Annotated in this window: 21 protein-coding genes and 1 tRNA gene; 15 read left to right on the top strand and 7 right to left on the bottom strand. The window is 67.4% G+C overall.

The genetic code is table 11. The features are described 5' to 3' along the window. The first annotated feature begins 14 nt into the window (after positions 1–14). The 4 genes from NNJEOMEG_RS08300 (at position 15) to NNJEOMEG_RS08285 (ending at position 6021) form a co-directional block, all read left to right on the top strand. Positions 15–1442, top strand: a complete 1428-nt coding sequence (locus NNJEOMEG_RS08300; RefSeq protein WP_173083255.1) for a B12-binding domain-containing radical SAM protein — start codon at positions 15–17, stop codon at positions 1440–1442. Between the two features lie 5 nt (positions 1443–1447). Continuing rightward, positions 1448–4105, top strand: coding sequence for a glycosyltransferase family 39 protein (locus NNJEOMEG_RS08295; protein ID WP_173083253.1), 2658 nt, complete (start codon positions 1448–1450; stop codon positions 4103–4105). An 85-nt stretch (positions 4106–4190) separates the two neighbouring features. Then, positions 4191–5309 (top strand): DegT/DnrJ/EryC1/StrS family aminotransferase, encoded by a 1119-nt coding sequence (locus NNJEOMEG_RS08290; protein ID WP_173083251.1) that lies wholly within the window; start codon positions 4191–4193, stop codon positions 5307–5309. 448 nt (positions 5310–5757) lie between these two features. After that, on the top strand, positions 5758–6021 hold the full coding sequence (locus NNJEOMEG_RS08285; protein ID WP_235956883.1) for a hypothetical protein: 264 nt from the start codon (positions 5758–5760) through the stop codon (positions 6019–6021). A 96-nt stretch (positions 6022–6117) separates the two neighbouring features. Here the strand turns inward: NNJEOMEG_RS08285 and NNJEOMEG_RS20950 are convergent, their stop codons facing one another. The 6 genes from NNJEOMEG_RS20950 to NNJEOMEG_RS08255 all read right to left on the bottom strand — a co-directional run bounded on the left by NNJEOMEG_RS20950 (position 6118) and on the right by NNJEOMEG_RS08255 (position 12439). Beyond that, on the bottom strand, positions 6118–8250 hold the full coding sequence (locus NNJEOMEG_RS20950; protein WP_173083249.1) for a DegT/DnrJ/EryC1/StrS family aminotransferase: 2133 nt from the start codon (positions 8248–8250) through the stop codon (positions 6118–6120). Next, positions 8235–8813, bottom strand: coding sequence for an acyltransferase (locus tag NNJEOMEG_RS21100; RefSeq protein ID WP_173083390.1), 579 nt, complete (start codon positions 8811–8813; stop codon positions 8235–8237). Before NNJEOMEG_RS21100 ends, NNJEOMEG_RS20950 begins: the two co-directional genes overlap by 16 nt. Further along, the gene (locus NNJEOMEG_RS08270) at positions 8813–9820 is read right to left on the bottom strand and encodes an NAD-dependent epimerase/dehydratase family protein (RefSeq protein WP_173083247.1); all 1008 of its coding nucleotides are present in this window, start codon (positions 9818–9820) and stop codon (positions 8813–8815) included. Before NNJEOMEG_RS08270 ends, NNJEOMEG_RS21100 begins: the two co-directional genes overlap by 1 nt. A gap of 13 nt (positions 9821–9833) precedes the next feature. Then, complete coding sequence (locus tag NNJEOMEG_RS08265) at positions 9834–10388, bottom strand: hypothetical protein (protein ID WP_173083245.1); 555 nt, start codon at positions 10386–10388, stop codon at positions 9834–9836. Further along, a complete protein-coding gene (locus tag NNJEOMEG_RS08260; RefSeq protein ID WP_173083243.1) occupies positions 10385–11917 on the bottom strand; it encodes a hypothetical protein in 1533 nt (510 codons plus the stop codon). Before NNJEOMEG_RS08260 ends, NNJEOMEG_RS08265 begins: the two co-directional genes overlap by 4 nt. 273 nt (positions 11918–12190) lie before the next feature. Further along, positions 12191–12439 (bottom strand): hypothetical protein, encoded by a 249-nt coding sequence (locus NNJEOMEG_RS08255; protein ID WP_173083241.1) that lies wholly within the window; start codon positions 12437–12439, stop codon positions 12191–12193. A gap of 170 nt (positions 12440–12609) precedes the next feature. Between NNJEOMEG_RS08255 and NNJEOMEG_RS08250 the strand changes: the two genes are divergently transcribed. The 8 genes from NNJEOMEG_RS08250 (at position 12610) to NNJEOMEG_RS08215 (ending at position 20280) form a co-directional block, all read left to right on the top strand. Beyond that, entirely contained in the window at positions 12610–13104 is a 495-nt protein-coding gene (locus NNJEOMEG_RS08250; protein WP_173083239.1) for a peptidylprolyl isomerase, read from the top strand. Positions 13105–13110: 6 nt separating this feature from the next. Then, positions 13111–13482, top strand: a complete 372-nt coding sequence (locus tag NNJEOMEG_RS08245; RefSeq protein ID WP_235956882.1) for a carboxymuconolactone decarboxylase family protein — start codon at positions 13111–13113, stop codon at positions 13480–13482. A 22-nt stretch (positions 13483–13504) separates the two neighbouring features. Next, positions 13505–15022 (top strand): uroporphyrinogen-III C-methyltransferase, encoded by a 1518-nt coding sequence (gene cobA / locus NNJEOMEG_RS08240; protein ID WP_173083237.1) that lies wholly within the window; start codon positions 13505–13507, stop codon positions 15020–15022. A 1-nt stretch (position 15023) separates the two neighbouring features. Continuing rightward, the gene (gene purN, locus NNJEOMEG_RS08235) at positions 15024–15698 is read left to right on the top strand and encodes a phosphoribosylglycinamide formyltransferase (protein WP_173083235.1); all 675 of its coding nucleotides are present in this window, start codon (positions 15024–15026) and stop codon (positions 15696–15698) included. Between the two features lie 341 nt (positions 15699–16039). Then, the gene (locus NNJEOMEG_RS08230) at positions 16040–16558 is read left to right on the top strand and encodes a MarR family winged helix-turn-helix transcriptional regulator (protein ID WP_173083234.1); all 519 of its coding nucleotides are present in this window, start codon (positions 16040–16042) and stop codon (positions 16556–16558) included. Positions 16559–16565: 7 nt separating this feature from the next. Then, positions 16566–17636 (top strand): HlyD family secretion protein, encoded by a 1071-nt coding sequence (locus NNJEOMEG_RS08225; protein WP_173083232.1) that lies wholly within the window; start codon positions 16566–16568, stop codon positions 17634–17636. A 4-nt stretch (positions 17637–17640) separates the two neighbouring features. Beyond that, positions 17641–19215, top strand: coding sequence for a DHA2 family efflux MFS transporter permease subunit (locus tag NNJEOMEG_RS08220; protein WP_173083230.1), 1575 nt, complete (start codon positions 17641–17643; stop codon positions 19213–19215). Positions 19216–19257: 42 nt separating this feature from the next. Further along, the gene (locus tag NNJEOMEG_RS08215; RefSeq protein ID WP_173083228.1) at positions 19258–20280 is read left to right on the top strand and encodes an alpha-hydroxy-acid oxidizing protein; all 1023 of its coding nucleotides are present in this window, start codon (positions 19258–19260) and stop codon (positions 20278–20280) included. A 97-nt stretch (positions 20281–20377) separates the two neighbouring features. On the opposite strand, the gene NNJEOMEG_RS08210 is transcribed toward NNJEOMEG_RS08215, so the two are convergent. Beyond that, positions 20378–21910, bottom strand: coding sequence for an SDR family oxidoreductase (locus NNJEOMEG_RS08210; protein ID WP_173083226.1), 1533 nt, complete (start codon positions 21908–21910; stop codon positions 20378–20380). Between the two features lie 158 nt (positions 21911–22068). On the opposite strand from NNJEOMEG_RS08210, the gene NNJEOMEG_RS08205 reads away from it, so the two are divergent. The 3 genes from NNJEOMEG_RS08205 (at position 22069) to NNJEOMEG_RS08195 (ending at position 25330) form a co-directional block, all read left to right on the top strand. After that, positions 22069–22145, top strand: a tRNA-Pro gene (locus tag NNJEOMEG_RS08205). 694 nt (positions 22146–22839) lie between these two features. Next, positions 22840–25023 (top strand): B12-binding domain-containing radical SAM protein, encoded by a 2184-nt coding sequence (locus NNJEOMEG_RS08200; protein WP_235956892.1) that lies wholly within the window; start codon positions 22840–22842, stop codon positions 25021–25023. A 19-nt stretch (positions 25024–25042) separates the two neighbouring features. Continuing rightward, positions 25043–25330: a hypothetical protein gene (locus NNJEOMEG_RS08195; protein ID WP_173083222.1), complete on the top strand. Its 288-nt coding sequence runs from the start codon at positions 25043–25045 to the stop codon at positions 25328–25330. The last annotated feature ends 58 nt before the right edge of the window (positions 25331–25388 follow it).

Raw genomic sequence — 25388 nt, 5'->3', positions numbered from 1 at the left:
CCCGGGAAAAAACCATGGCCAAAGTCCTGCTCATCGTCCCGCCGTTGGCCGCCAGCGAGCTGTTCACCAAGGGGGCGGAGTCCACCGCCAGCAAGCTGCCCTCCCTTGGCGTGGCCTACATCGCTTCCTATCTGCGGGCCCATGGCCACGAGCCTGCCGTTTATGACGGCATAGCCCAGCCCAGACCCCTGGAAGAGGTGGCGCGCTCCATGCACGGCTACGACGTGGTGGGGCTCACGGCCCTGTCGTCCTACGCCACGCGCTGCATTGAGCTGATGCAGGCCGCGCGGCGCGAAGGGGTGCGCGCGCCCATCGTGGCGGGCGGACCGCACGTGACGGCCATGCCGGGCCACCTGCTGGGCTTCGGGGCGGATTTCGAGGTCACTGGCGAGGGCGAGATCACCATGCTGGAGCTGGTGGAACACCTGGCACGGAGCGGCAAGGACCCTTCGGGCATCAAGGGGCTGGCCTATCTGGACGACGGCAAGGTGCGCCACACCGGCCGCCGCCCCCTGGTGGACCCCCTGGACCTGCTCCCCCTGCCCGCGCGCGATCTGCTGCCCATGCACCTCTATTCCACCAGCCCGGCGCGTTCGCGCAACTATCCCTCCCACTCCATGTTTACCTCGCGCGGCTGCCCGGGCATCTGCAGTTTCTGCGACCACCGCACCTTCGGCTCCCGGGTGCGCCACTTCAGCCTGGAGCGCATCGTGGAGGAGTTCTTCCTCCTGCGCGACCGCTACGGCGCGCGCGACGTCTCCGTCTGGGACGACAACTTCACCTCCGACAAGGAGCTGCTCTTCAACGTTTGCGAGAGCCTCAACCGGGGCGGGTTCGGGCTCACCTGGAACGTGGAGTCGCGCATCAACCTGGTGGACCGCGAGATCCTGCGCACCCTCAAGGGGGCGGGCTGCTCCTTCATCGCCTACGGCATCGAGAGCGGCAGCCAGCGCATGCTCGACCACATGAAAAAGGGCATCACCAAGGAGGAGATCCGCGAGAAGGTGCGCATCACCCAGGAAGTGGGCATCCCCATCCGGGGCTACTTCATGGTCGGGCTCCCCGGCGAGACCGAAGAGGACATCCGCCAGACCATCGCCTTCGCCCAGGAGCTGGACATCGACATCGCCACCTTCACCATGTTCCTGCCCCTGCCCGGCACACTGGACTACAAGCGCGCCCTGCGCACCGGCTCCTTCCAGGATCCGGAGTACTTCCTGCACGGCATCATCCCGGAGTTCAACTTCCTGGACAAGCCCGTCTACGTGCCCGGGGGCATCAGCCCCGAGCGGCTCCTGGAGCTGCACCAGGCGGCCTACAAGGGCTTTTACATGCGTCCGCGCATGGTGCTCAAACACCTGCTGTCCATCCGCTCGCCGGGCGAATTCCTCTCCCTGGCCAAGTCGGGCATCGGGCTCTTCAAGAGCCTCTTCTGCCGCTGACGGGCATGATCCGCCTCGGAAAACGTCCTCCGCCGGACGCCCAGCGCGTCCCCGGGCTCGACCTCGGCGTGCCCGGGCACATCCTCCTGTGCCTGGCGGTGTTCGCCGCCGTGAACCTCTGGGCCATTCGATCCATGCACGGCGTGGCCGACGCCGAGGGCTACCTGCTCAACACCTCCAAGCTCGTGCCCGTGAACACTTACGAGGACGACGCCCAGGTGACCATGGGACACGCCATGGGCCTCTACGGCGAGGTGAAGGACACCTTCTCCATAGGCACCAACTTCGGAGGGCCGCTGCTCCACGGCGGCCGGGCCGTGGTCTGGGCGGGGGCGAAGCTCGGGCTGGTGAAGCTCTGCGACGACCCCCTCTTCTACGTGGCCTACCCCGAGGAGCTGCGCGCCCTCTGGCAGCTCTTCGCCCTCTACAAGCTCGTCGTGTTGCTGCTCCTGCCGCTCTCGGTCTACTGGATCGCCAGGAATTTCGACCGGGAGGCCACCGGGACCATCGCCGTCTGGCTCCTGGCTGCCATGCCCTTCCTCCCGGCCTACGAGCTGCGCCTCAAGCCCGAGGGCGTGGTGCTGGCCATGACCCTCCTGGCCCTGCTCAACCTGCTCGAACACATGCGCTCCGGCCGGGCGCGCCACCTCTTCACCGCCTGCGCCTTCCTGGGCCTGGCCTTCTCCATGAAGTTCACCCTGGCCCCGGCCGGGCTCCTGGCCGTGGCGGCCTTCTTCGTTTCCCGGCGGCGCAGGGGCCTGCCCTGGCTCTCGCGCGAGGCCCTGATCCTGGCGGCCAAAGCCTGCTGCGTGGTGCTTGCCACCTTCCTGGCCGCCAACCCGCTCTTCCTGCACGCGCCCAGGATCTTCACGAGCTTCGTCGCCCGCTATTCTTCCGTGCTCCATGCCTATTCGGGTGCCCTGCCCCTCCCCCAGTCCTTCGCCGAGGTGACGTGGTACCGCCTCACCCACTTTGAGCCCTACCTGGGGCAGGCCCTGAACCTCCTGGTCCTCCCGGCCCTGGCCTTCGCCCTCTGGCGCTTGGTCTCGGAGCGCTTCCGGCTCTCCGCCCAGGCCGTGGTCCTGCTGCTCTTCGTCGGCAACGGCCTTTTCCTGTGGTGGCTGGCCCGGGCGCAGCTCATGCTGGTGCTCAGCTACTATTACTATTCCCAGGCCGTGCTGGCACTCGTGCTCGTGGCCTTCCTTCTGGGATGGCTGTGGGACGCGGCGCGCGGCCCGCTTCCGCGCGCCGCCTGCCTTGTCGGCGTGGCGGCCGTGCTCCTGGCCACCTTCTCGGACACCCTGGCCGTGCTGCGTTTCCTGGGCGGACCATCCACCCGCCAGAGCGTCCACGCCTGGGTCCGCGACAACATCCCGGCCGGGGCCTCCCTGGGCGTGCCCATGGCGCGCCAGGAACACCTGGGCTTCACCGACCGTTTCATGGCCGATCCCTTCCGCCACCGCCTGGTCCCCACGGGCGACCAGGGCGAGCACCTGGATGCCCTGCGTCCGGACTTCGCCCTGGGCGTGGTCCTGGACCCCGTGCGCCGCACCCCTGAACCGTCGGGCTACGAGCCCCTGCTGCGCGTGGACACCGGCAGCCGTCTCCCCAGGGAAACCTACGGATTCTACCAGGACGACATCTATTCGGTGTACCGCCGCAAGGACGGCGCCGCCGCCGGGGATATTCCCGGCCCGGGCGCGGCCGAGGCGGCGCTGGGGACCTTCACGCGCGCCGACGCCGAGCCGGAGTTCACCATCCTGAGCTATCGGGGGCTTTCCATGTTCCCGCTTGGGCTGGAGCTTCTGGGCAAGACCCCGGACACCGTGCTGCCTCTGCCGGGACGTCTCTTCACCTCGGCCCTGCGCGACCCGGCCGCGCCCCCGGCCTACGTGCACCAGGTTCCGCCCGAGCTGCTCACCCTCTGGGGCGTGAAGTACGTACTGGCCCTCCAGGACGACGCCTTCCGCTCCGAGGTGCTCCAGTCGGGCGTCTACCGCCTGGAGCCCGCCCAGGGGCCGGGCCTGGAGGCCCTGCCGCAAGGCGTGGCCCTCTACCGCAACCAGGGCTACCAGGGCCGGGTGTTCTTTCTGCCCGCGCCGCCGCCCGGTTCGACGCAGGCCCGCGAGCGCTCCTGGGGAGGGCTGCTGGGCCGGGGCAGGCTCAAGCCCTTCGGCGCGCTCTACGATCCCGCCGCACAGGGCGCTGTTCCGGCTGGCCTCCTGCGCGTGCGCCTGGTCCTGGACTGCGACGGCCCCATGGACGTGCTCCTCAAGGGCGGGGAGCGCCCGGTCTCCCTGCTGGCCGGTCCCGGACGCCAGACCCTGGACCTGCCCTACCGGACCGTCCCCGGGCGCGAGGCCGGCTACGAGATCAACCCCGCCGCTCCCGGAGCGACATGTTCGGTGCTCGCCGTCTCGGCCGAGCCCCTGGAGATCGTGCCCCAGCCACAGGCCCAGCCCGCCGCCCTGGGCATGCGCCTGGCCTTCGCCCGCGTGGAGACGCCGGGCCCCGGAGAGGCCGTGTTCGCCCTTCCATGGCACGGACACTGGATCGCCGACGTGGACGGCCGACCCGCCCGGGTCCTGCGCGGGCCGGGCAACACCGTGGCCGTGCCCCTCCAGACGGGCCGCCACGAGGTGACCCTGAGGATCAAACCGTGACGAACGGCCGCCCTGACAGGCCCGGCGTCGCGCCCCACCGACCCGTAACCGCGCGGCCAGCGCGCCGCGCGCCGAGAGGCCTCCCATGAAGGTGGAATTCTACCGGCACAACCTCGACGAGCAGGACATCGCCAACGTCGTCAAAGTGCTCCATTCGGTCTTTTTGACCACAGGCCCCGTCACGGCCGAATTCGAGCGCCGCTTCGCCGAATACACCGGCGTGCCCAACGTGTTGGCCGTGAACTCCTGCACGGCGGCCATGCAGATGACCCTCATGGCCCTGGGCGTCGGCCCCGGAGACGAGGTGATCGTCCCGGCCATGACCTTCATCGCCTCGGCCACCTGCGTGGTCCACGCCGGGGCCACCCCCGTGCTCGTGGACGTGGACCCCGAGACCGGCTGCATGGATCCCGAGGCCGCCCGGCGCGCCGTCACCCCGCGCACCAAGGCCATCCTGCCCGTGCACCTCTACGGCGTCATGGCGGACATGAAGGCCCTGCGCGTCCTGGCCGACGAGCACAAGCTCTTCCTTGTCGAGGATTGCGCCCATTGCGTGGAGGGCGAGCGCGACGGTGTCCGCCCGGGGCACCTCTCCGACGCGGCCTGCTACAGCTTCTATGCCACCAAGAACCTGGCCTGCGGCGAGGGCGGGGCGCTCATCACCCGGCATGAGGAGGTGGCCCGCAAGGCCAAGCTCCTCTCGCTGCACGGCATGAGCAAGAACGCGGCCGGGCGCTATCATGGCCTCTACCAGCACTGGGACATGCTCACCCTGGGCTGGAAGTGCAACCTCGACGACATCCACTCGGCCCTGCTGGTGGACCAGCTCGGCCGCCTGGACGCGCTCTGGGCCAGGCGCAACACCCTCTGGAAACGCTACGAGCAGGGGTTCGAGGGCACGAACGTGGCACGGCCCAAAGTTGTGGGCAAGAGCGGCCACCACCTCTACACCGTCTGGGCGGACCCCGCCCGGCGCGACGCCCTGCTCCCGGCGCTCCAGCAGGCCGGCGTGGGCGTGGCCGTGAACTTCCGGGCCATCCACCTGCTGGAATGGTTCCGGGAGACCTTCGGCTTCAAGCCCGGCGACTTCCCCAACGCCGAGGCCATCGGTGACCGCACCATCAGCCTGCCTTTCTACCCGAAGATGACCGACGCCGAATGCGATTACGTCATCGAGACCGTGCGGGGGGTCTTCAAGGGCTGACCCGCTCGCACCTGCGCGTTCCGCCGAGAAGAGGCGCGCGGCCCACGTGCCGCGCGCCTCTTTTGGTGACAAGCCCCATGGACGGGATTCGCCGACGCCGGTTGCGTGCGGCAAAGACGTCCAGTTCCCGGTTGCGCTCCGCGCTTGGCCGCCGCCGGAGCCTCGTGGGCGAAAGTCCCGGCAGGCGTGGCTCCGATGTCGCGCCGTCCGCGTGCGGCCCCCTTCCGCCCGAACTCCGGGAATCTCAGGTCTCGGAGGCCGGAACTGGGAACGCCTGTCGCCAACCGCATTCGCTTTTCGAGGGAGGTCTGTTCGATACCTAGTGGGCTAGACAATTCATTCCGTATTGCGCTGAATTTGCGAGGTGTGATAGGCTGAAGCCGTGGTTTCAAACCGGCAGTACGCGGACACCCGCGTGACCGCACTGCCAAACAAAGGGGACTTCTGCATGATGAAACGGATAGCGACGTTGTGCTGCGCCGCCCTGCTGCTGATGGCCTCCGCGGCTTTCGCCGGGCAGGACGACGCCAAGTGGATCGCCAAGTGCATCCAGGACAACAAGGACGCCAACGTGCCGGTGGAAGTGGTCACCAAATACTGCACCTGCATGAACAACCTGATGGACGACAACGAAACCCAGTCCATCACGCAGTGGGAGAAGACGCACCCGGCCGAGCGGGCCAAGTGCGACAAGGAATCCGGCTGGAAGTAGCCTGAGCCCTGCGCGAAGCGCGCAGGGGGGATGGCTCCGGGCCGCCGTTCCGCCACAGGGCGGGCGGCGGCCCTTTTGCGTTGCTCCGCTCCAGAGTCAGCCGCGCGCGGCCCACTCCCGGCAGGCCTCCACCACGCGCTCCACGTGGGCCTCGGGGATGCCCGGGTAGCAGGGCAGGCTCGTCACGCGCGCGGCTGCCGCCTCGGCCGTGGGGCATCCGGCGTCCGCGCTCCTGGCGTCCGGGCCGTGCGCCACGGCGACCGTTCCCGGAGCGGCGGGGGCTTGCGACTCCGGGGCTTGGGCGACGCGGCCCTGTGCCGCAAGATACGGGTGCCGGTTCAGGGCCTGGGAGTAGTGCACGCCCGTGTCCACTCCGCGCTCGGAGAGGAAGCGCCTGAACTCCGCGCGTTCGTCCGGGCGCACCACATAGAGGTGCGGCACGCGTCCGGGCTGGCCGGGCACGGGGTCCAGGGCGGAGAGGGCCTGGTCGTAGCGGGCGGCCACGGCCACGCGCCGGGCGTTGTGCTCGTCCAGGCAGGCCAGGCGTTCGGTAAGCAGCGCGGCCTGCATCTCGTCCAGGCGGGAGTTCATGCCCGGCAGCACGCACACGCCCGAGGCGTCCTGGCCGTAGAAGCGCATGGAGACCAGGCGCTGGGCCACGCCCGGGTCGGCCGTGACCACGGCCCCGCCGTCGCCGTAGGTCCCCAGGTTCTTGGTGGGGTAGAAGCTGAAGGAGGCCGCGTGGCCCCACGTGCCGCAGTGGCGGCCGAAGGCCTCGGAGCCGGTGGACTGGGCGCAGTCTTCGATCACCACCAGGCCAAGGCGGTCGGCCTCGGCGCGGATGGCGGGCATGTCGCAGAGGTTTCCGTAGAGGTGCACGGGGACGACGGCCTTGGCCCCCAGCGCCGCCGCACGGGCCACGGCCGAGGCGGGCAGGAGGAGCGTCTGGGGGTCCACGTCCATGAAGAGGGGCACGCACCCGGCGCGCAGCACGGCCACGGCCGTGGGCGGCGCGGTGAGCGCGGGCACGGCCACCAGGCTGCCGGGCTCCACGCCCAGCGCCCAGAGGGCCAAAGTGATGGAGTCCGTGCCGTTGGCCACGCCCACGGCGTGGGGTGCGCCCACGTAGCGGGCGAAGGCGCGCTCGAAGCGCTCCACCTCCGGCCCCAGGATGATCCGGCGGGAGGCCAGCGCCCGGTGGGCGGCCTCGCGCAGGCCGTGGCGCGCCGGGGCCGAGACGCGCTCCAGGCTGAAGAAGTCCACGCGTCCGTCGCGGTCGCCCGGGGCCAGGTCCTGCCCCACGGTCTTGTCCACGATGAAGAGCGGGCGGCGTCTGGTCTGCTCCAGGTTGATCCACAGGTACCCGCCCAGCACGCCGAAGCCCAGGAGCACCGTGGCCAGGATCACCGTCTGCATGAGCATCAGTGCCGACCAGCCCGGCACGGTGATCCAGCCGAAAAGGTTGGCCAGGAGCACGTAGAAGGCCATGAGCACGCCCGCCGCCCCCACCACCAGCCCCAAGCCCGCGAAAAGCTTCATGGGAAGCGAGCTGAAGGCCACCAGGGAGTGGAAGGCGTAGGCCAGCTTGCGCCCCATGGACCACATGCTGCGTCCGTGCTTGCGCGCGGCGCGTTCGTAGGGGATGACGCTGCGCTCGAATCCGGCCCAGAGGATCAGGCCCACGAGGCTGGTCTTCTTTTCGGAGGACTCCAGGATCACGCGGACCACGCGGCGGTCGATGAGGCAGAAGTCGAAGCCGCCGGGTGGCATGTCGGGCATGGCGAAGCGCCGGAAGGACCACCAGAACGCCCGGGAAAAGAGGCGCGAGGCCAGGGGGTCGTCGCGGTCCTTGCGGGAGCAGAGCACCACGGGAATGCCCGCGCGCCAGCGCCGGACCATCTCCGGGATCAGCTCCGGGGGGTCCTGGAGGTCGGCGGAGAGGATCACCACGGCGTCGTGGGTGGCCACCTGGGCCATGCCCGCGGCGATGGCCGTGAAGGAGCCGTGGTTGCGCGAGAGCAGGATCACGCGCACGCGGGGGTCGCGCGCGGCAAGGCTTTCCAGCACGGCCTGGCTGCCGTCGGGTGAGCGGTCGTTGACGAACTGGAGGGTCAGCTCCACGTCCAGGCCGCGCGTGGCCGCGTCGATGCGCTCGTAGAGTTCGGGGAGGCTGGCCTCGTTGCCGTAGACCGGCACCACCACGGCCAGGCGTTTCAGGATGGTTCGCATGCGGGGCAGTCCATGTCCGGGGAGGGGGCCTGGCCCTGCCAGCCGCCGGGGCATTTTAGGAGTTCGCCGTCGCGCGCCAGCGGGCGTCCGCAGACGCAGGCCAGCCCGCGCTGCCTGGCGGGATTGCCGGTGACCAGGGCGAAGGGTGGCACGTCGCGCGTGACCACGGCGCCCGCGCCCACCAGGGCGTACTGGCCGATCTCGATCCCGGGCAGGATCACGGCCCCGGCGCCCAGGGAGGCCCCGCGCCCGATGATGGTGTGCAGCGGCGTCTTGTAGCGTTTGCTGCGCGGGTTCTTGTCGTTGGTGAAGCACACGCCGGGGCCGATGAACACGTCGTCGCCCACGCGCAGGCCGTCCCAGAGGGCCACGTGGCACTTCACCGTGACGCGCTCGCCCAGCACCACGTCGTTTTCCACGAACACGAAGTCGCAGATGTTGGCGTCCCGGCCGATCTCCGCGCCGGGGAGCACGTGGGCGAAGGCCCACACGCGCGAGCCTTGGCCCACGCGAGCGCTTTCGCAGAGGCCCTTGGGGTGCACGAAGAAGCCGGGCGCGTCCATCACCAGTACCGCGCCTTGTGCTGGCGGTAGTAGTCCAGGGTGCGGCGCACGCCTTCCTCCAGATCCACGCGCGGCTGCCAGCCCGTGAGGGTGCGGATCTTGGTGATGTCGGAATAGAAGTCGCCGGGTTCCTGGGCCTTGCGTTCGGCCGAGAAGGGGGTGTAGCGCCAGCTCGCCCCCGGCTCCACCCGGGCGATGGTCTCGGCCAGTTCGCGGAAGTGCGAGGGCCGGTCGTGCCCGATGTTGTAGACCCCGCCCGCGGCCTCGGGATGCACGGCCAGGGCCAGCAGGGCGTCCACGCAGTCGTCCACGTAGAGGAAATCGCGCTTGATGAGCCCGTCGCCGAACACGGAGATGGGCTCCTTCTCCAGGGCCAGGCGCATGAACCAGTTGGCCACGCAGAACCGGTTGTGGCGCATCTGGGCGCGCGGGCCGTAGATGTTGGTGAGCCGCGTGAGCACGCAGGGGATGGAGTGGGCGCTCAGGTAGGACTGGATGATGTGCTCGGCCGCCAGGAGCGAGATCTCGTAGATGCCCTTGGGCCGGGGCACCACGTCCTCGCCCGCCGGGAGCGTGAGCACCGGGCCGTACTGGCCGCGCGAGCCCAGCTTCACCACCTTGGCCCGGGGGTTCACCTTGCGCAGGGCCTCCATGACCACCACCGTGCCGCGGATGTTGATGTCCACGTCGGGGTAGGGGTCCGAGAGGCTCTTCAGGTGGCAGACCTGGCCGGCCGAGTGGAACACGTAGTCCTGGTCGCGCACGAGCCATTCCATGGCCGAGGCGTCGCGGATGTCGCAGAAGTTGACCTGGATGGCGTCCCGGGCGGGCTCGATGTTGAAGAGGTTGCCGCCGTATTCGTCGATCATGGCGTCAACGGCCATGACCTTCGCCCCTGCCCCGGCCAGGCGCAGGGCCAGGCTGGAGCCCAGAAAGCCCAGGCCGCCCAGGATGAGCGCTCGCTTGCCCGCGAAGGCGGGGAGGATGTCCTTGTCGATGTCGGTCATAGGAGGAGGGTCCTCAGAAAAAGATGAACGCGTCCTTGTGCCAGAGCTGCGCGCCGCCCTCCAGGACGATTTCCAGGTCCACGGGGGTGCCCGGCCTGCTCCAGCCCTGGTCCGCGCAGCCGACGCAGAGTTCGTGGATGGCCCCCACGGGGGTCCACCCGGGGGCCGGGCCGCGCTGGTCGTACAGAATTTTTCTATCCTTGCCGATCACCTGGGAAATGACAAGCCGGTCCCCGGGACCGGAGAAGCGCGGATAGAAGAGGAAACGGGGCGCCGTGAGCCTGGCGCGCACCAGGAGGCTGCCCGGCAGGGGGCCGGAGCGCTCGAACACGCGCCATTCGCGGTTGTCCGTGGGGGCGTCGCGCAAGGCGGACTGGCCGATGATTTCCTGCTCCACGTTGCTGCACGCCAGCAGCCTGTCCTGGCCGGCGTGCTCCACGGGCAGTTCGCGGGCGAAAAGGCACCACGCGTCGTGGAGGAATCCCCCCCCGTACCAGGCCGTGCCCGCCCAGACGGCGACGGCCATGGCCAGCGCGTAGAGCGCCCGAGCGGTCCGGCGGCCGGTCATCCGCCGCTCCCGGCCGGGGAATCGGGGGTCTGGGGCCTCAGGAAGAGCGTGCCCACGCTCGTCTCCTTGAGCACCTTGAAGTGGGGCGAGGCCAGGGCTTTCTCTCGGGCGTCTCCGGCGAGCAGGGCGAAGCGCGAGCGCACGGGCATGGTCCCTTGCGTCAGCGACTGGATGCCGTAGCGCTGGGGCACGGCCAGCCAGGCCGCGGCCGCGTCAGGGCCCGACACGTGCAGGGCGATGGTCTCGTCCCATGGGTTGCCGCTTTTCCATTCCCGCAGGTGTTCGGAAAGCTCCTGGCGCAGGGTCTCAACGCGCGGGCGTACGGCCGCGTCGCGGTAGGCCGGGTAGTGCTGGTACTGGTAGTACGCCAGGCTCGAGGGCAAGAGCAGCGCACCGTAGAGCACCAGGGGGTGCAGGACCCGGGACGGCAGGAAGCGCACCGCCAGGGGCAGGCAGAAGAGGTAGTGGGCGCTCAAGAGCCGTGCCATGTTCATGCCGTTGCCCACCCAGGCAACGGTGTTCATGACGAAGAGCCCCAGCAGGCCGGCGGACACGGCCAGCAGGGCCTCCCGGTGCAGCGCGGGGATGGAGAATGCGCGGCCGGTGCGTTTCCATCCGGCCAGCCAGATGCCCAGGCACGCCACCAGGGCCAGGGCCAGATCCAGGGAGAGCAGGGCGCTGGCCCGGAGGTTGCCGTCCACGTCCACCAACTGAGAGAGGTTGCGCGCGGCGCGCCCCCAGAGGCCCGCCGCAGCCCCGCCAGAGCCGCCCAGGAACACCTGGGCCTCGGGCGAGGCGTACCAGACGGGCACGAAGAGATGGAACGTCCACACCACGGCCAGGCCGGCGGCGCCGCCCGCCAGCACGGCCAGCAGCAGCCGCCGGGGCCGCCCGCTCAGCACGGCGTAGGCGTAGGGCACCAGGCACACGGCCCAGGTGTAGCGCACGAAGCACAGGATCAGGAGCAGCGCGCCGGTCCAGAGTGCGGCGACGCGGTCCGGTTTTCCGGCGGCGTTGGCCTCCATGAGCCGGATGAAGCCCCAGGCCAGGGGGAGCGCGCCGGCCATGTGCAGCCCGTCCTGGAAGGATGAGGGCGCGAAGAGGAGCACCGGCGGATAGAGGGCCACGCCCAGGGCCAGCAGGAGGCACGCGCCGGTGTCGGCGCGCTCCTTCCAGAGCAGGAAGCCCAGGCCAAGGGTGATGAGCCCCAGGTTGACCACGGGGATCAGGGCGAAACCCAACTCCGGCAGGAGGCGGTAGAAGGAGCCGTACAAGATGGGCGCCGCCACGCCGTGCGGGCCGAAGCCCTTGAGGACGGAGGTCGTGTCGTTGATCCCGTAGTTCCCGCCGGAAAAGCCCGCCGCGGCGAAGGAGGCCATCTCGCGCCAGTAGGGGAACTGGTCGAGGTCGAAGTGGGGCATGAAGTCCGTGAGGGACGCCCCGAAGCTGGCGTGCACCACGCCCCAGGCCAGGGCCGCCGGGAGGACGGCCAGCAGAAGCGGCGCGAGCGACCTGGCGATGTGGTGCATCCTGGCTCCGTGAGGCGCGGGTGGGCTGGCGTTTCGCGCGGGCGGACCGCGCGGGGACGCACGGCTTATGCCAGAGCGTCCCCGCGAAGTCCAGAAAGCGGCCCCGGCTGCGGGAAAGGGCGGGGTGACGCCGGGGCGGGAGAAGCGAGGGGCGGGCGGCCCGGCTACGGGAGCGGCCGGGCCGCGGCGGGATGACAAACCCCGAAACGGGGTGTGCGGGAGTCGCTTACGGGCGGCAAAGCCGCCCTGCTCCAGGTTGCGCTTCGCGCGGGGCTACTCCTCGGTTTCGCCGATGGTGCGCACGTTCACCAGCTTGTCCCAGGCGTAGTAGGTGTTGATGGCTTCCTTGCCGTTCTTCTCGGTGATGCGCAGGAATTCCTCGCCGAGGAAGAGCACGGCCTGCGCGTAGACCTTGCCCTCGTTGATCTGGATGGTCAGGCCCTTGCGCAGCTTGCGCGAGAGGGTGCCGTGCACGGGCATGGAGGCGTATTCGAAGATCTTTTCCCAGGTGGCCTTGTTCATGGTGTTCTCCTTGTTTCGAAACGTTGGCCAACAGCTAACATGTCTCGGGGAAAAAAGCAGCAATATACAAAAATGTTAACACCGCTCCGCGCTCCGGGCCGGGGATGGACTCCAAGGCCGATGTGCGCTAGATGGCCCGGACACAGAACACCCGCAAGGAGCGCACGCATATGGTCCTGATGGAAACCTCCATGGGTCTGATCACCATCGAACTGTACCCGGACAAGGCCCCGGTCACCGTGGCCAATTTCCTGAAATACGTGGACGACGGCTTCTACGAGGGCACCATCTTCCACCGGGTCATCGACAACTTCATGATCCAGGGCGGCGGAATGAACGTGACCATGAAGGAAAAGCCCACCAACGCCGCCATCGTCAACGAGGCGGACAACGGGCTGGAAAACCTCACCGGCACCCTGGCCATGGCCCGCACCATGGACCCCCACAGCGCCACCGCGCAGTTCTTCATCAACGTGAACGACAACCACTTCCTCAACCACAAGGGCAAGACCCCCGAAGGCTGGGGCTACTGCGTCTTCGGCAAGGTGGTGGACGGCATGGACGTGGTGAACAAAATCAAGAAGGTTCGCACCCGCAGGGCCGGCTTCCACGACGACGTGCCCGTGGACCCCGTGACCATCAACTCCTGCCTGCGCGAGGAATAACGCCCCGTGGCCGAGGATCGCATCGAGGCGGGCCGGGCCGTCCTGGCCTCCCTCGACCCCGGCAACGAGGCCATGCTCCGCCAGGCCTTCGACCAGACGGCCCCGGGCATGACCGAGATGATCCTCGGCTTCTTCGGCGACGTGTACGCAAGGCCCGGGCTGCCCCTGCGCGAGCGCATGCTCGTCACCCTGGCGGCCCTGGCCGCGCTGGGCCACGCCCAGCCCCAGATCGCGGCCCATGTGAAGAACGCCCTGAACGTCGGCCTCACCCGCGAGGAGATCGCCGAAGTGTTCATGCAGGTGTCCGGCTACGCAGGCTTCCCGGCCGCGCTCAACGCCCTGGCCACGGCCCGGGCGGTCTTCGAACAAGACTCCTAACCGATCCCAAGGCCAATCCGACATGCCCAACGTCTACCTCATCGGCGCGGGACCCGGCGATCCGGGCCTTCTCACCCTCAAGGCCAAGCGCGTCCTGGAGACCTGCGACGTGCTGGTCTACGACTACCTGGCCAACAAGGCCTTCCTGGACTACTGCCGCCCCGGCGCGGAGATCATCTACGTGGGCAAGAAGGGCGGGGACCACACCCTGCCCCAGGGCGACATCAACAAGCTCCTGGTGGCCAAGGCCCGCGAGGGCAAGATGGTGGCCCGCCTCAAGGGCGGCGATCCCTACGTCTTCGGGCGCGGCGCGGAAGAGGCCGAGGAGCTGCTGGCCGACGGGCTCACCTTCGAGGTGATCCCCGGCGTCACCAGCGCCGTGGCCGCCCCGGCCTACGCGGGCATTCCCATCACGCACCGCAAGTTCGCCTCGTCCGTGAGCTTCATCACCGGACACGAGGACCCCACCAAGGATGAGTCCGCCCACAACTGGCCCGCGCTGGCCCAGGCGGCCTCCACCCTGGTGTTCTTCATGGGCGTGAAGAACCTGGCCGACATCTCGCGCCGCCTCATCGAGGGCGGGCGCGACCCCAAAACCCCCGCCGCCCTGGTGCGCTGGGGCACCACCTGCCGCCACCGCTCCATGGTCTCCACCCTGGAGGACATCCCGGCCGAGGCCAAGCGCCAGGGCTTCAAGGCCCCGTCGCTCCTGGTGGTGGGCGAGGTCGTCTCGCTGCACGACACCCTCAACTGGTACGAGAAGCGCCCGCTTCTGGGCAAGGGCGTGGTGGTCACCCGCTCGCGCGAGCAGGCCAGCGACCTGGTGCGCCTGCTCACCGACCTGGGGGCCTGCGCCTGGGAGTTCCCCACCATCGAGGTGGCCCCCCTGGCCGATCCCGCGCCCGTGCGCGAGGCCCTGGGACGCCTGAACTGCTTCGACTGGTTGGTGTTCACCTCCGTTAACGGCGTGAAGTGCTTCTTCGCAGAGATGGACGCCATGGCCCTGGACGCGCGCGCCCTGGGCGGTCTCAAGGTGGCGGCCATCGGGCCGGCCACGGCGCAGGCCCTGGCCGAGCGCGGCATCCGCGCGGATTTCGTGCCCGAGAAGTACGTGGCCGAGTCCGTGGTGGAGGGGCTTCTGGCCCTGCAGATCGGCGGCAAGCGCGTGCTCATCCCCCGCGCGGCCCAGGCCCGCGAGGTGCTCCCCGAGGAGCTGGCCCGCGCCGGGGCCCAGGTGGAGGTGCTGCCCGTCTACGAGACGAAGCTCGCCCAACAGGACCCCGACGAAGTGCTCGCCGCCATCGAGGAGGGCGAGATCCACTTCCTCACCTTCACCAGCTCCTCCACGGTGGACAACTTCTTCCAGGTGGTCCCGGCCGCGCGCGTGGCGGCCCTGCGCGACAAGCTCACCATCGCCTGCATCGGCCCCGTCACGGCGGCCACGCTGAAAAAGCACGGCTTCGAGCCCGACGTGCAGCCCGAAAACTACACCATCCCGGCCCTGGCCCAGAGCCTGGTGCGCGCCGCCGCGGCAGTCTGACGTGACCCTGCCCGTCGCCGTCCTGGTCTCGGGCTCCGGGTCCAACCTCCAGGCGCTCATCGACCGGATCGAGGCGGGCGTCCTGGATGCGGAGATCCGCCTCGTGGCCTCCAACAAGCCCGAGGCCTTCGGCCTGGAGCGCGCCAGACGCCACGGCATCGCCACCCTGGGCCTGCCCCACAAGGAGTTCCCGGACCGCGAGGCCTTCGACCAGGCCATGGTCCGGGCCATCCGGGAGTCCGGGGCCCAGGCCGTGGTGCTGGCCGGGTTCATGCGCCTACTCACGTCCGGGTTCCTGCAGGCCTTCCCCGGGCGCGTGCTGAACATCCACCCTGCGCTCCTGCCCGCCTTCCCCGGGGCTCACGGCCAGCGCGACGCCGCCCACCACGGCGTGAAGCTCGCCGGGTGCACCGTGCACTTCGTGGACGAACTCATGGACCACGGCCCCGTGATCGTCCAGGCCGCCGTGCCCGCCTGGACCGACGACACCCCCGAGACCCTGGGCGGACGCATCCTGGCCCTGGAGCACCGCGTGCTGCCCCAGGCCGTGCAGTGGCTCGCCCAGGACCGCCTGCGACTCGACGGCCGCAAGGTGCGCCTGCTGCCGGGCCGCGCCGCCTCGGCCACCCCGCCCTCCGACGCCCTGGTGAACCCCCCCCTGGAATCCGGATTCTGACGCATCACGGCCCAGTCGGCGGCAAGGCCGTCGCTCCCTGGCGGCGCGCCCGCGCCTAAGCCATTCCATGCCGCCCCGCGAGGCTCCCCAAGGGAGCAACCGCCCGCTGAGAATGCCGATCCTCGCGGCCTGTTCGAGACACTCGCCAGCCAGGCCCGGGGGGAATGCCAAGCACAGGGCGTCATTCCCCTCCGTGAGGGTTCGGCTGTTTGCCTGCAACCCGGCCAGGGAGGATTTTTCACCGGAGCGGTAACCGTTTGCCCCCAGGGGGCGTCTTATAGACAGTTCGCTTTCCAAACATTAGCGTTCTAATTATTAGACGCCATCACAAGGGGGCTCCCATGATCCTCAAGGATATGCCCAGCTACCAGACCCTGCTGGACAGGGCCCAGCGCTATCCCACCATGGACGTGCTGGTTTGCGAAGCCTATCTCCACGTGTTGCGCACGGGCACCATCCTGCACCACTGCGTGGAGCGGGGCCTGGCCAAACGCGGCCTCTCCTTCGGCCGTTTCATGATCCTCAACCTGCTCTGCCGCGAACCGGACCCCATCCCCGTGTGCAAGCTGGCCGAGATGGTCGGGGTGACCACGCCCACCGTGTCGGCCGTGCTCTCGGGCATGGTGCGCGACCTGCTGGTGGAACGCCTGGAAGACCCCCAGGACCGCCGCGTGGTGCGCATCGCGCTCCTGCCCGCCGGGCAGAAAGTTCTCGACGACGTGCTCCCGGACCTCTTTCGCTACCAGGCCGACGTGATGTCCGGCCTGAACGGCGAGGAGTTCAAGACCCTTATCGCGCTGCTCTCCAAGGTACGCCTGGAAGCCGACGGCTTCGCCGCGTGCGGCGCCGCCAGACCATGAGGTGACGATGTCTTCTTCCGATACGCCCACCGTGAGTGACCCGGCGGGCAAGGCCGCGCCGCGCGGCAAGGCGGGCAAGCTCGCCGTTCTGGCCGTGACGCTTGCCGCCCTGGGCGCGCTCGCCTGGTGGTGGTGGCAGGAATCGCACTACGAGACAACCGACGACGCCTACATCACCGGGCATGTGGCCAACGTGGCCCCCCAGGTGCCCGGGCGCGTGCTGGAGGTGCTCGCGGACGACAACCGCCGCGTGCAGGAGGGCGACGTGCTCCTGCGCCTGGACCCGGCCATCTTCCAGGCCGAGCTGGGCCAGGCGCGCGCCAACCACGAGGAGGCCCGGGAGCGCCTGCGCGAAAGCCAGAGCCAGCACCGCGCCTCCCTTGCCGCCCTGGAGCAGGCCCAGGCCGACGCCGCCTCCGCCGAGGCCCAGGCCGCCAACGCCTCCACCGACCTCTCCCGCTACAGCCAGCTGGTGCGCACGGGGGCCGTCTCCCAGCAGGCCCAGGACAACGCCCAGACCCTGGCCCGCACCACGGCCTCGGCCCTGCTGGGGGCGCGCAAGCGGGTGGCCGCCGCCGAGGCCCAGGCCGACCTCGCCGCCGCCCAGATCAACACCGCCCGGGCCGCCGTGGAGCGCTACCGCGCCGCCATGGAGAAGGAGACCCTGCAGGTGGCCTACACCGAGGTGCGCGCCGGTCTTTCGGGGCGCGTCACGCGCAAGGCCGTGGAGCCCGGCGACTACGTGCAGGCGGGCCAGGCCGTGCTCGCCCTGGTGGGCGACGACGTGTGGGTGGTGGCCAACTTCAAGGAGACCCAGATCCAGGGCATGCGCCCCGGCATGCCCGTGACCTTCACCGTGGACGCCTATCCCGGCAGGACCTTCACCGGGAAGATCGACAGCCTCCAGGCGGGCACGGGCTCGGCCTTCAGCCTGCTGCCGCCCCAGAACGCCTCGGGCAATTTCGTGAAGGTGGTGCAGCGCGTGCCCGTGAAGATCGTTCCCGACGCCCTCCCCGACGGGAAGGAGCTCCACCTGGCCCCGGGCATGTCCGTGATGCCCCGGGTGCTGGTGCGCTAGGGCCATGCCCGCCCAGCACCACGCCCCCTGGAGGCCCCGGGCCAGCCTGTGGGTGATCGCGCCCTCGGTGATGCTGCCCACCATCATGGAGGTGCTCGACACCACCATGGCCAACGTGGCCCTGCCCCAGATGGCGGGCAACCTCTCGGCCAGCCACGAGGAGGCCACCTGGGTGCTCACCAGCTACCTGGTGGCCAACGCCATCGTGCTGCCGCTCACGGGGTGGTTTTCGGTACGCTTCGGGCGCAGGCGCTTTCTGCTGGCCTGCGTGGCCCTGTTCACCCTGGCCTCGGCCTGGTGCGCGGCGGTGGGGTCCATGCCCATGCTCATCCTGGCGCGCATCGTCCAGGGCGCGGCCGGGGGGGCGCTCCAGCCCCTTTCCCAGGCCATCCTCATGGAGAGCGCCCCGCCCGAGAAGCGCGGCACGGCCATGGCCATCTTCGGCATGGGCGTGGTGGTGGCCCCCATCGTGGGGCCCACCCTGGGCGGCTGGCTCACGGACCACTACTCCTGGCGCTGGATGTTCACCATCAACATCCCCGTGGGCGTCGCGGCCTTCCTCATGTGCCGGACCTTCATCGAGGACCCGCCCTACCTGGAGGCCCAGCGCCGCAAGGCGGGCGGCGTGGACGTGACGGGCTTCGCCATCATGGCCCTGTGGCTGGCCACCCTCCAGATCGTGCTGGACAAGGGCCAGCAGGAGAACTGGTTCGAGACGGGCTGGATTCTCTGGTTCTCCGTGATCTCCTTGCTCTCCATGGTCGCCTTCATCGTCTGGGAGCTGCGGGCCGAGCACCCCATCGTGGACCTGCGCGTCTTCAAGGACGCCAACTTCGCCATCGGCACGGGCATGATGACGCTCCTGGGCGTGGTGCTCTACGCCACCATCACGCTCCAGCCCCTCTACCTGCAGACGCTCATGGGCTACACGGCCCTGGACAGCGGCCTGGCCCTCAGCCCCCGGGGCATCGGGGCCATCGTCTCCATGGTGCTGGTGAGCCGGCTCATCAACCGCGTGGATGCACGCAAGCTCATCGCGGGGGGATTCCTCATCCTGGGGCTCACCTCGCTTTATTTCTCCACCATCAACCTGCAGATCAGCCAGGGGCACATCGCCTGGCCCAACGTGATCATGGGGCTCTCCATGGGCTTCATCTTCGTGCCCCTGACCATGCTCTCCATGGCCTCCATGCCCCAGCACCGCATGGGCACGGCCTCGGGGCTGTTCAACCTGATGCGCAACATCGGGGGCGGGGTGGGCATCTCGGTGGTCACCACCATGGTGGCGCGTGGCTCCCAGAGCCACCAGACCCTCCTGGCCGGGCACATGACCCCCGCCAACCCGCGCTTCAACGAGTTCTTCCAGGGCCTCACGGCCTACTTCACCCAGGGGTTCGACCCCGTGGCCGCCAAGCAGAAGGCCCTGGCGGTGCTGGAGCAGCTGCTCTTGCAGCAGTCGGCCCTCCTGGCCTATCTGGACAGCTTCCGGCTTCTGGGCATGGTGAGCCTCGTGTGCGTGGCGGGGGCGCTCTTCATGCGCCGCCGGGCCGCGCGCGGCGGCTCCGTGGCCCTGCACTGAGACCGGACAAACCAACAAACCAAGCACATCTGGAGGCTCATCATGGACATGGCCCAACTGCGCAAGACCGCCCGCGAGGCGATGAAGGGCTATTGCAGGGTCTGCCCCGTCTGCGACGGACGCGCCTGCGCCGGGGAAGTGCCCGGCATGGGCGGGGCCGGAACAGGGCGCGCCTTCGGGGCCAACCTGGAGGCCCTGGCGGCCTGGCGGCTCAACCTGCGCACCATTCACGCCGTGAAGGAGGCAGACACCTCCGTGGAACTCTTCGGCAAGACCCTCTCCATGCCCGTGCTGGCCGCGCCCATGACCGGCGTGGTCTACAACATGGGCGGCAAGATCGCCGAGGACGCCTTCGCGGAGATGATCGTCGCGGGTGCCCTGGCCGCCGGGACCGTGGGCTGTTGCGGCGACGGCGCGGACCCGGCCATGTACGAGGGCGGCGTGCGCTCCATCGCGGCCCGAGGCGGTCAGGGCGTGCCCTTCATCAAACCGCGCGCCCAGGAGGCCGTGCTGGCCCTGGTGCGCCGCGCCGAAGAGGCCGGGGCCATGGCCGTGGGCATGGACGTGGACGGCGCGGGGCTCATCACCATGGCCCTCAAGGGCCAGCCAGTGAGCCCCAAGACCTTCGTTGAGATCAAGGAAATCACCGCCTCCACGCGGCTTCCCTTCGTGATCAAGGGCGTGATGACCCCCGACGAGGCCCAGTTGGCCGTGGGCGCTGGCGCGGCGGCCATCGTGGTCTCCAACCACGGCGGGCGCGTGCTGGACCACACCCCCGGCGCGGCCGAGGTGCTTCCCGAGATCGCCGCCCGCGTGAAGGGCCGCGTGGCCATCCTGGCCGACGGAGGCGTGCGTTCCGGCGCGGACGTGCTGAAGCTGCTGGCCCTGGGGGCCGACGCCGTGCTGGTTGGCAGGCCCCTGGCCGTGGCCGCCTTCGGCGGCGGGGCCGAGGGCGTGGCCGCATGGCTGGGCAAAGTGCGCTCGGAGCTTCTCTCGGCCATGCTCCTCACGGGCACGGCCAGCGCCCGGGAGGTCTCGGCGGACATTCTCTCCAAGGCCCCGTAGGAGGGCTGCGGGCGGACGACGCCCGGGCGGCCCGGGCGCACGTCATTGAGACGCGACATCAGGCAAAGGCCGACGCGCGAGCGTCGGCCTTGTGCGTTCAGCGCCGCACGGCGCAGCCCTGGCCGTTCGCGGGCGGGGCCAGCGACGGCCCCTCCAGCACGCGCGCCCCGGCGGCCCGGGCCAGGCCCCGGAGCAGCCCGCGGAAGAGCGCGAGGTGCGGCAGCCACAGCGCCCACCAGTAGATCTGTCCGGCCAGGCCCCTGGGCTGGAAGCGGGCGCGCAGCAGGAGCTCCGCGCGTCCCTGTGCGCGCGGGGCCAGGGTGATTTCCAGGGCCGCCTCGCCCGGGGACTTCATGGCCGCCAGGAGCACCAGCCGGGCCGGGGGCTCGCAGGCGTGCACGCGCCAGCAGTCCAGACAGTCCCCCGCGAAAAGGCGCTCGGGGTCGCGCCTGCCGGGGGCCAGACCCACGCCGCCCATGAGGCGGTCCACCAGGCCCCGGAGCTTCCAGAGCACGTCCGCGAAGTACCAGCCGCGCTCCCCGCCGATGGACTCCACGGCGGGCCACACGCGCTCCGGCGGAGCGTCCAGGAGCGCACGGAAGGCCATCTCCAGCACCTCGCCCCCCGCGTAGGGCGCGTCGCCGCACACCAGCCACTCCGGGGCGCGCACCTGGCCCGCATCGCTCCAGCAGGTGGGCACGAGGCGGTCCTTGAGTTCGCGGCGTGCGGCCTGGAAGGTCTCGCGGCAGCCCTGGAGGTCCAGGGGGATGATCCGGCGGATGCGGTCGTCGCGGCAGACCACCTCGTTGCGCAGTCCCTCGATGAGCGGGCGGGCCACCGAGGCGGGCACGGGCGTGACGAAGCGCACCCAATGGGCCGAGAGCCTGGGCGTGAGCAGGGGCACGGGCACGATGATCCGCCGGGGCAGCCCCGCCACCTGGGCGTAGAGTTGGAAGAGGTCCTCGTAGGTGAGCACATCGGGGCCTCCGATGTCGTAGGTCTGCCCTGCGGTTTCGGGGTGTTCCAGGCAGGCGGCCAGGTAGTCGAGCACGTCGCGCACGGAGATGGGCTGGCAGCGCGTGTGCACCCAACGCGGGGTGATCATCACGGGCAGGCGCTCCACCAGGGAGCGCAGGATCTCGTAGGAGGCGCTGCCCGCGCCCAGGATGGCGGCGGCGCGCAGGTGGGTGACGGGCACGCCCGCCCGGGCCAGGTTGTGGGCGGTGCGGTGCCGGGAGCGCAGGTGGTGGCTCAGTTCGGCGTTGTCGTCGCCCAGGCCGCCCAGGTAGACGATGCGTTCCACGCCCGCCCGGGCGCAGGCCTCGCCGAAGTTGAGGGCGGAGCGCTCGTCGGCTTGGGCGAAGTCCCTGCCCGCGGAGCCCATGGAGTGGACGAGGTAGTAGGCGGCGCGGCAGCCCAAGAGGGCCTTGTCCAGGGATGCGGCGTCGAGCATGTCCGCCTGGACGGGCTCGCAGCGCGGATGGGCGGCCCAGGGGCGGCAGGCGAGCTTGTCCAGGGAGCGGGCCGCGGGGCGAACGCGGCGTCCGCGCACCAGGAGCAGGGGGACCAGGCGGCCGCCCACGTAGCCCGTGGCGCCGGTGACCAGGACGGGATCGTCGGGATGGAGCATGCGGAACCTCGCGTGACGGTTGCCCGGGGCCGATGCCCGGTCAAACCCAGCGTAACCCGGAAAGGGGCTCTGCGCCAGCCCGGGCAAGAAAAACGTGCTTCCTCGCGATTCTTCGTTGACACTGTGTCGCTGCAAGGCTAAAGACTCCTTCTTCGCGTCGGGATGTAGCGCAGTCTGGGAGCGCACCTGAATGGGGTTCAGGGGGTCGGAGGTTCAAATCCTCTCATCCCGACCATAAATTTCCCCAAGAAAAAGGGCCGGTTAACTGACAAAGTTGACTGGCCCTTTTTCTATGGTGGTCAACCTCCCGGTGAACCTTGGGTTGACCGCGATGTTGGATAGAACTGTTTAAGCCGCTGTAATCACAATGTATGAAGGTGTATGACCTGGAAGAGTGTCAACTCCTGATTACCCAAGCCCTTCAGGCACCATCCTGCAAAATCTCCATACACCCTCCATTACCGAATGAGACATGAGGTACGGGGTGTGCCGCCAACAAGGCTTTGGAGCCAGTGGTTGCGCAAGTAGTGAGTCAGTGGTTAGACACTCACAGAGTAGCCAACGAGGCGGTGGCATGTCCTGATTTGATTAATGAGAGGAATTCCTCAACGACCTGTTAGGGCTTGTTTTGGTGACAAAACCCTTCGGAAGAACGGCTGCCTGCCGCAGCCCCCCTCTCGCAGGCGGCAGGCTCTTACACCACAAACTGAGACTCTACCGGGCTTTGGGACACAAAAAATTAAATAAGCTGAATCTTTTGACATGATAATTGCATGAACTTTTTGTGGCATACGCAGGCGACATGATCGCCCCAAGTCGAGGGTGGCAAGCCCATGGATGCTTGGCGGTGCGAGACATGCACGGGCCAGCGAGAATCTCCACGTTATTCTATCCATTAACCTCATCAAGAGGGTAAAATTTTGAAAAAAGTGCTTATTGCTTCTCCGAAGCTTTCAGGTCCTCCCGTCGGCATCGCCTATGTGCTGGCAGACCTAAAAAAGCATCACATCCCCTATGAATACATAGACCTTGAATTCACCCCTCTGCCGGAAGAAGCAATCCGAGCCGGGGAGTACCTCTGCATAGGGTCAGGCGGGATGGTCGGTTCGTGGAAGTTCTTTCATGAGTTCTTCGCCAAAGTGAAAGGCTTGAGTGATACTCCACTAATATTGGGTGGACCAGTCACAAGCTGCATTCAGCTTGAATTGATCTTTTCTCAATTCGGCGTGGATTATATTTTCCTAGGCGAAGCCGAAAAAAGGTTTGCTGAGTTCCTGACGCGGCTCGACAGGCAAGAGGATGTGACCGACCTCCCGGGATTAGCCTGGAGAAACTCGGATGGGGTCATCATGGCAAACCGCCATGTCAGGCGATTAGATATCTCAAAGTATGACGTCTCCCCGGAATGGACAGAAGTCCATGTGGAAAGACATTTCGGGTCCGCATCGGCCAATCACAATCTGGACTATCCAATATATCATGCCAGGGGCTGCATCGGGAATTGTACATTCTGCTTTCCTTTGTACCACGGTTTTACCGCCAGAAAAACCGAGCTGGTAATTTTGGAGATGCAAAAGGCTGTCGAAGCCTATCCTCATATGTGGGGTTTCTCTTTGATGAACGAGACATCCTTCGTGCGACTCGATCAAGCTGTCGAATTCTGCGAGGCATACAAGCTGAGTGGAATAGGTAAGCCGTGGAATTGCTGTCTTAAAGGGAACATTGACTTGCAAATTCTGCAAGTTTTGAAGGATGCAGGCTGCGTCCATGTGTTTATGGGTATTGAGAGCGGGAATGACGATATTCTCAAGAGAATGCGGAAAGGGATTACCACCAAGATGGTATTGGAATTCTACAAAGCAGCGAATTTGGCTGGGATTTTGACGACAGGCGCGATCATGTTCGGATCTGAGGGTGAAACCGAGAAGCATATACAAGGAACGGCCGACTTTATTATCGAAAACGATTTGTACTGCACATTTTTTAGCATGGTTACCGCGTACCCGGGGACAGCTATTTATCAGCGGGCCCTACGGCGGGGACTGATTTCTGATGAAGTTGCATACCTTTCCAATTTGGAAGAGTTACAGTGCGAGCAAGGACTACACAATGGGCTGCTTTATGGGAAAACAAAAAACTACGACAGGATTAATGTCAGTGAAGTCGATGACTCACGTCTCTATTCCGTTGTCATGCAACAAATGCGCCGGATAAATACTCATTACCTTGAAAAATTTACACTCCAGAACTTCGACCCGGACACTGGTTCAGGAGAATGCCCCTTCTGCGCTTCACAAGTCAAAGTTCCTCTTTCGCCGTTCCCCCTGGTAAAGGCTTTTTGTAGCCAGTGTAGAATGATTGCATCAGTGAATTATTTTCAGTACAGCCCACTATCTCGCCAAGCCGAAATGCTTTCCGCTGTTCTGCGTGACAAGAATATCGTTGTGTATGGAAGGGGTGAGAACGCTCGTATATTGCGAACCCACAACCTTTTTGGTGTTGAACAGGGCCAATATGTTTGTCACGTCGATGGCCCGACCAAAGATCATTACTACTTTGAAAATCCGATAGTTTCTATTGGTGACCTCGGTAAGCTTAAATATGACGTTATACTTCTTGCTGATGCAGTCCCATGGACCAGAAAGATGTTATCATCCCGCGGTATCCCTGAGGAAACAATCCTGGATCTGCTGCCCCCGGAATGGATGCAAAGAATCTCCTGCCTTTATTCGGCACAAACTGGAACTCTTCAGCTACTTCCCGTCGATCCCGGGTTCGCGGCGCACGCGCTCGGTGGGGCTTGCGGCCTGAAGTCCGGCGACCGCATCGTCCTGGCGCCAGCCGGCCGGTATGCGATCAGCGTGGCTGAAAACCTCGAAGAACTTGGTCTAGATGTCCTGGCATTCATTGACAATGCCAAGGGCGGTCGCGGTCTCTACCATGGCAAGGCCCCCATCCTCCTCCCGATGGAGGCGGGAGAACTGGATGGCGCACAGATTCTGGTTGCAACGCCGAGCATTCGTGCCATGCAGGAACTGAGGATGCAAATTGCCGCCGAAATTCCTGGATCATCACCCATTTGCCTAGTCGAGGCGCTTTTCCCAAAGATCTAGCCACAAGAACGAATCCGCCATGGATACTCAGACGGCCCAGTCCGGCCTGGTTCTGGCCCGTCACTCCTGGCACTGCAGGGGGGCGCGGACGTCCAGCAGCGCCACCCTGTCCCAGTTGCAGACGAAAGGCCCCGAGGTCCAGGAAAACCGTCAGGGCGATCCCGGCCGGAATGAACATCGCCGATGGAACCGGGCGCGTGACGAGATGTGGGGCACTGGCATGGCCACGACCATGACCCTTTCGGAAGGCAACGCTTCGATATATTTCGCCATCGACCACTGCTCCCTGTGCCAGTTACCCATCTGAATGAACGGAGCCCAGTAGAACGGGTGGGAGTGTACGGCCAGAAGTGCGACAAAATCAA

The organism is Fundidesulfovibrio magnetotacticus (assembly GCF_013019105.1).
GTDB lineage: Bacteria > Desulfobacterota > Desulfovibrionia > Desulfovibrionales > Desulfovibrionaceae > Fundidesulfovibrio > Fundidesulfovibrio magnetotacticus.
This window is presented reverse-complemented; position numbering and strand designations above follow the sequence as displayed.